Annotated in this window: 4 protein-coding genes; 2 read left to right on the top strand and 2 right to left on the bottom strand. The window is 67.2% G+C overall.

Annotated features, from left to right (window positions below; genetic code table 11):
* The first annotated feature begins 101 nt into the window (after nt 1-101).
* Nucleotides 102-1,223, top strand: a complete 1,122-nt coding sequence (locus ACWCXX_RS40840) for an IS630 family transposase (RefSeq protein ID WP_451136321.1) — start codon at nt 102-104, stop codon at nt 1,221-1,223.
* A 98-nt stretch (nt 1,224-1,321) separates the two neighbouring features.
* Here the strand turns inward: ACWCXX_RS40840 and ACWCXX_RS40835 are convergent, their stop codons facing one another.
* A complete protein-coding gene (locus tag ACWCXX_RS40835) occupies nt 1,322-2,335 on the bottom strand; it encodes a substrate-binding domain-containing protein (protein WP_451136319.1) in 1,014 nt (337 codons plus the stop codon).
* Between the two features lie 299 nt (nt 2,336-2,634).
* Here ACWCXX_RS40835 and ACWCXX_RS40830 point away from each other — a divergent pair, with 299 nt between their 5' ends.
* Nucleotides 2,635-3,606 (top strand): carbohydrate kinase family protein, encoded by a 972-nt coding sequence (locus tag ACWCXX_RS40830; protein ID WP_451136317.1) that lies wholly within the window; start codon nt 2,635-2,637, stop codon nt 3,604-3,606.
* A gap of 22 nt (nt 3,607-3,628) precedes the next feature.
* Here the strand turns inward: ACWCXX_RS40830 and ACWCXX_RS40825 are convergent.
* Nucleotides 3,629-3,781, bottom strand: a 153-nt coding sequence (locus ACWCXX_RS40825) for a transposase (protein WP_451136323.1), incomplete at its 5' end; no start/stop codon positions are given.

The raw sequence follows: 3,781 nt of genomic DNA, 5'->3' as shown, positions 1-3,781 counted from the left end.
CAGAATCCAAATCCGGCCCCACCTGATCGACGGCTGCCTCACCGCCACGGGCCTGGCTATCAACCCACCGACCCCACCCTGAAAACCTCAGTAGTTCCTGTATGAGTGTTTCTGCGGGTGCGCCGGGACCGCGTCGCGGTCCGAAGCTGGAACCGTTGTTGTTGTCCGTTGACGAGCGTGCGGTGTTGGAGCGTTGGGCCCGGCGGGCGACGTCTGCGCAGGCGGTGGCGTTACGGGCGCGGATCGTGTTGGCGTGTGCAGGCCCTGACGTTCCGCCGATTGTTGTGGTGGCGCGGGATCTTCGGGTAGCGGCGGATACGGTCCGCAAGTGGCGTCGGCGGTTCCTGGCCGGCCGGCTGGACGGGTTGGTGGACGAGCCCCGGCCGGGCCGGCCGCCCACCATCAGCGTCGATCAGGTGGAGGCGGTCGTGGTCAGCACGCTGGAGGAGATGCCGAAGAATGCCACCCACTGGTCGCGCAAGTCGATGGCCGACCGCAGTGGGCTGTCGAAGTCGACCGTGGGCCGGATCTGGCGGAAGTTTCATCTCAAGCCTCATCTGACGGACACGTTCAAACTGTCGACGGACCCGTTGTTCGTGGAGAAGGTCTACGACGTGGTCGGGCTGTACTTCAATCCGCCCGAAGGGGCGGTGGTGCTGTCGGTGGACGAGAAGTCGCAGATCCAGGCGCTGGACCGGTCTCAGCCGGTGCTGCCGATGATGCCGGGCATGCCCGAGCGTCGCACCCATGACTACGTCCGGAACGGTCTGACCACTCTCTTCGCGGCCTTCGACGTCGCGACCGGCGAAGTCATCACCTCACTGCACCGACGGCACCGGGCAGCGGAGTTCAAGAAGTTCCTCATCAAGATCGAGAAGGAGGTTCCTGGGCACCTCCAGGTCCACCTGATCTGCGACAATTACGGCACCCACAAGACACCGGCCATCAAGGCATGGCTGGTCAAACACCCCAGATTCCACCTGCACTTCACCCCCACCGGTTCGTCCTGGATCAACCAGGTGGAGAGGTGGTTCGGCTTCCTCGCCGACCAGAAGATCCGCCGCGGTGCACACAAAAGTGTGCGTTCCCTGGAAGCCGACATTCGTGCGTGGGTCAAGGAGTGGAACGAAAACCCAACACCGTTCATCTGGACCAAGACAGCCGAAGAGATCCTCGACTCCCTCGCCCGTTTCTGCCAACGAATCTCCGGCGCAGGACACTAGGGGTGTGGGAGGCCGGCCTCCTGGACGGGGAGGCCGGATTCGGACCGTTCGGCCTCAGGAGCGGCTTGTCACGTCCGCAGCACACCCTGGTACCGGGATCAGCCCCAGCACTTCTCCAGGCCGTAGGCGGTGTCCTTGGAATCGACCCCCGTCTTGGCCGCGTCGGTGACGAGCGTGACGCCGGTGTCGGTGTAGCCGGACGCCTTCTTGCCGTTCTTGGCGAAGTCGGCGACCGCCTTGACGCCCTGGGACGCCATCTGGAGCGGGTACTGCTGCGAGGTCGCCGCGATCTTGCCCTCCTTGACGGCCTTCGTGCCGGTGCAGCCGCCATCGACGGAGACGACGAGCACCTTCTTCTCCAGGCCCTTCGCCTTGAGCGCGGTGTAGGCACCCAGCGCGGCTGGCTCGTTGATCGTGTAGACGACGTTGATGTCCGGGGACTTCTGGAGACAGTTCTCCATCGCGGTCTGGCCCTTGGCCTGGTCGCCGCCGGTGTCCTGCATGCACACGATCGACGGGTCGCCCTCCGCGACGCCGAAGCCCTTCAGGAAGCCCTGGTGGCGCTGCACACCCACCGCGACGCCGGGCGCGAGGTCCAGCGTGGCGATCTTCGCTCCCTTGCCGCCCATGGCCGCCTTGGCGTACTGACCGATGAGCTCGCCCGCCTTGACATTGTCGGTGGCGAACAGGGCATCGGTGGCGTCCTGCGGCGCGGTCGGGCTGTCGAGCGCGATGACCAGGACGCCCTTGGCACGTGCCTTCTCGAGGGCGGGGACGATCGCCTTGGAGTCGTTGGGCGTGATGAGGATGCCCTTGACTCCGGAGTTGACCATGTTCTCGATCGCGGTGACCTGTCCCGCGTTGTCGCCGTCGAACTTTCCGGCCGCGCTGATGAGCTCGACGCCGTTGGCCTTCGCGGCCTGCTCGGCACCCTCCTTCATCTTCACGAAGAACGGGTTCGTATCCGTCTTGGTGATCAGACCGACCTTGGTCCCGTCGCCGCCGGACGCACCCTGCGCACCGGAGCCGCAGGCCGTCAGGGTCAGCGCCGAGACGGCGGCGAGAGCGGTGAGTCCGATGGAGGCGAAGGTGGTGCGGTTTCTGCGAAGCATGGCCGATCTCCTGCTGGACGAGGGCGGAATGGCCGCGGGGCGAGGTGCCGCAGAGCAAAGCGACTGCTGCTGTCGAACGCACTGGAGTGGTGTCATCGTTGACTGATGTCATCGTTGACATCACTGGCGGAGGATGATGAACTCCACCACCCGGAAACGTCAACGCCTTCCCGCCGTCACAAATCGGCAACACTGCCCGCCTGCACCGCCTCACATCGAGAGCACCCCTCTCCGTGAGCGTCCTCAAGGCCCCTTGAAAACGCAGCCTCCCTGCGCTGCCCACCTGGAGAGAACGAACCATGCGCCTGCCTCTGGTCACCGTCCTTGGAGAATGCGTCGCGGACGCCTTCACCGTCCCCGCACCCGTGCCGGGCGAGCTTTCCCTGCGGGTCCTGCCGGGCGGCGGTCCGGCGAACACGGCTGTGGCGCTCGCCCGCCTGGGAACGCCCGCCCGCTTCCTGGCGCGGCTGTCCGACGATGTTTTCGGGCGTCTGTTCCGCGGGCACCTGGAAGCCTCGGGTGTCGACCTCACGGCCGCGATACACGCACGCGAGCCCAGCACGCTGGCCGTTGCCGAGCTCGACTCCCAGGGCCGGGCCGCGTACTCCTTCCACGCCCAGGGCACCGCGGACTGGCAGTGGACGGCGGACGAACTCGCCGCCGCGGACCTGACCTCCACGACCTGCTTGCACTCGGGCTCCCTGGCCCTGGTGCGCGAGCCCGGCGGCACGGTCGTGGAGGACTTCTTCACCCGCGCCTCCGCCTCCGCCACGATCTCCATCGACCCGAACGTCCGGCCGCTGCTCGTGGCGCCCGAGGTCTACCGCGAACGCCTGCCGCGCTGGTGCACGACCGCGGACATCCTCCGCCTGAGCGAGGACGACCTGGAACTCCTGCTGCCCGAGTACACGGTCGAGCGCGCCTGTGACACCTGGCACGCGGCAGGTGTGCCGCTCGTCGTGATCACCCGGGGAGAGCGCGGCGCGGTCGCCTCGCTGAACGGCGAGCGGACCGCCGTGCCGGCGCCTTCGACCGATGTGGTCGACACCGTCGGCGCAGGCGACTCCTTCACTGCGGGCTTCCTGCACCACCTCGGTGCCAAGGGGCTCCTCGGCGGGCGGCTGACGGATCTGCGGGTCGACGACGTCTTCGACGCCTGCGTTTTCGCCGCTCGGGTCGCAGCGCTGACCTGCGGCGTCGTCGGGCCGAACCCGCCGTGGGCCGGCCAGTTGCAGCTGCCGTCACCCGTGGCCGGGCACCCCGCCGACTGAACCGGCGGCCTAAGACCGTGTCCTATGTGGTGAGTCGGACCAGTCGTTTGTAGCAGCAGAGAGTGGCGGCGAGGCCGAGGAAGGCCAGGTAGTTGCGGGGGTGGCGTTCGTAGCGGTGGTTGAGTCGGCGGTAGCCGGTCAGCCACGACATCGTGCGCTCGATGACCCACCTTCG

It is taken from the genome of Streptomyces sp. NPDC001732 (genome assembly GCF_053596315.1).
The sequence above is the reverse complement of the archived record's forward strand: the minus strand, read 5'-3'. Positions and strand labels throughout refer to the sequence as shown.

Coding starts and splice junctions, on each gene's coding strand:
- ACWCXX_RS40840 (WP_451136321.1), top strand. CDS start 102: ATGAGTGTTTCTGCGGGTGCGCCGGGACCGCGTCGCGGTCCGAAGCTG.
- ACWCXX_RS40835 (WP_451136319.1), bottom strand. CDS start 2,335: ATGCTTCGCAGAAACCGCACCACCTTCGCCTCCATCGGACTCACCGCT.
- ACWCXX_RS40830 (WP_451136317.1), top strand. CDS start 2,635: ATGCGCCTGCCTCTGGTCACCGTCCTTGGAGAATGCGTCGCGGACGCC.